The organism is Pseudomonas sp. CROZ-RG-20F-R04-15 (genome assembly GCF_022662375.1).
Taxonomy (GTDB): Bacteria; Pseudomonadota; Gammaproteobacteria; order Pseudomonadales; family Pseudomonadaceae; genus Aquipseudomonas.
On sequence record NZ_JAKNQL010000062.1, the window covers coordinates 1 to 1,706 of the forward strand.

Consider the following 1,706-nt stretch of genomic DNA (forward strand, 5'->3'; position numbering starts at 1 on the left):
AGGCAAGTTGAGGCGCCAGCCGGCGTCGACACTGTCGATTTTCAATGCCTCGCCGTTCAGACGATAAGCCGTGGTCAGACACAGGACAGACAGACGTGGATCGCATTGTTCCACCAACTGACCGGCGGGGTTATAGCGTTGGCGGGCGATCAGGCGCTCAACCTCTCCATCCCAAGTAATACGCAGATATGCAGTCTGTCTGACCGTGAATGACCGAGGGTCTTTAGCCTGCACTGTGGGTGTGCGCAAATGTATTGATCTATTCATGGAGCAGGTGCTCGCCATTCATCCAGCCGCAAAACAACACAGTAAAAAGTGTCGGGAAAGATCGACACTCCCTAGGCCGCTTTTTGCTTGTTGTATTGGCTATATTTGCCAATCAGTTCGATACCTCGCCTGGCTTCTGCCAGTCGCACCGAAATGCCATTCATGATTCGTTCCCGGCTGATGGACATAGCATCCTGGGTTCCAACGTTACCCTTTGCAATATCGACGATAAATCCGACTGAGCCCATGACACCTTCGTCATAAAACTCGTTGATCCCAAGACTGCTGAAGGCCGCATTGACGTCGCTTCGATCCTGTTCAAGCATCTCGGTAATCAAGACCAGCGCTGTTCTGAGATCATCAATTTCGATATCCCTCATACCAGCCAAGGCTCTCGCTGCGTCTAAGCCTGAATGACCAATTGCCATCATTTCACTCGCGGCAGGTATGCCCGCGATTTTGGAAAGGGCTTTTTCAGTGGCTGTTTCGGCCAGTTTCTGTCGGCCCGCTGAGGTCTTCGGATTAAATGATTTAACCCATTTGTTTGCGTATTTCAGGGGCGTGAAAAAGCCAACAGTCGCATTGCTGTGGATGCTTTTCGGATTCAGTTTTTGGGTATCGGGCAAGACGGGTGTCGAGGTGGTCGTATATTCACCCAGCTTGTCCATTGCCGCGCCGGCGGCTTTGGAAGCAAGCATCCCTACGACGATCGTTCCGACGACAGGAATGACACTACCGATTGCTGCGCCCGCCGCGCCTGCTCCTGTAGTAAAAGCTCCTTTGGCAATGTTGAAGCCTGTGTTGGTGGCAACGCGTTTGCCAATGTCGGCAGAGCTGAACATTCCGTTCAATTGACGATTGATCGTTTGAAGTTCAACGCCCAGGTTGTCCAGGACTTTTGTGTAGTCCAGGATGTCCTTCTTGTCGTTCGACGGCGTGTCTTTTTGGGTGCCGTCATTATCGATGAACAGGATTGGATTGTTACCTACAAATCCATAGAGATTCAGCCCGTCCACATCCCCCGCCGGATCCGCACTGACCCAGCGTTGCAACCACGGCGCGTAATATCGGGCGCCGTAGTAATACAGCCCGCTGACATCCATCTCCTTGCCCGAATAGCGAATGAACCTGTAGCTCACTTCAAGCGTTGAATGAATTGCCATCCATGCGGTTTCACCGAAGGGGTAATAACCTTCCTGGCTGACCAGTTGCGCCTGTTGATCCAGTTCCAGTACGCAGGAGCCGAGGTGATCTTCAAGGCTGTAGCGCAGTTGATCGACATCGATTCTTTCGGGTTTCTTTGCCCGCCAATGCAGGCAGTGGACATTGCCGACGCTGATTACGTGCAGTTCTTCGCCGTTGTCGCGGGTGCGGATTTCCAGCCCCGGCAAATAGCGGACCTGATGGAAATGTTCGGCGTTGGCGGCCAGATATTCGTG

At 52.7% G+C, this 1,706-nt stretch carries 2 protein-coding genes; both read right to left on the reverse strand.

Annotated elements, in window-relative coordinates; translation table 11 throughout:
• On the reverse strand, positions 1-267 hold a 267-nt coding region (locus tag L8H52_RS30250), incomplete at its 3' end, for a hypothetical protein (protein ID WP_242210164.1).
• A gap of 71 nt (positions 268-338) precedes the next feature.
• On the reverse strand, positions 339-1,706 hold a 1,368-nt coding region (locus tag L8H52_RS30255; protein ID WP_242210163.1), incomplete at its 5' end, for an RHS repeat-associated core domain-containing protein.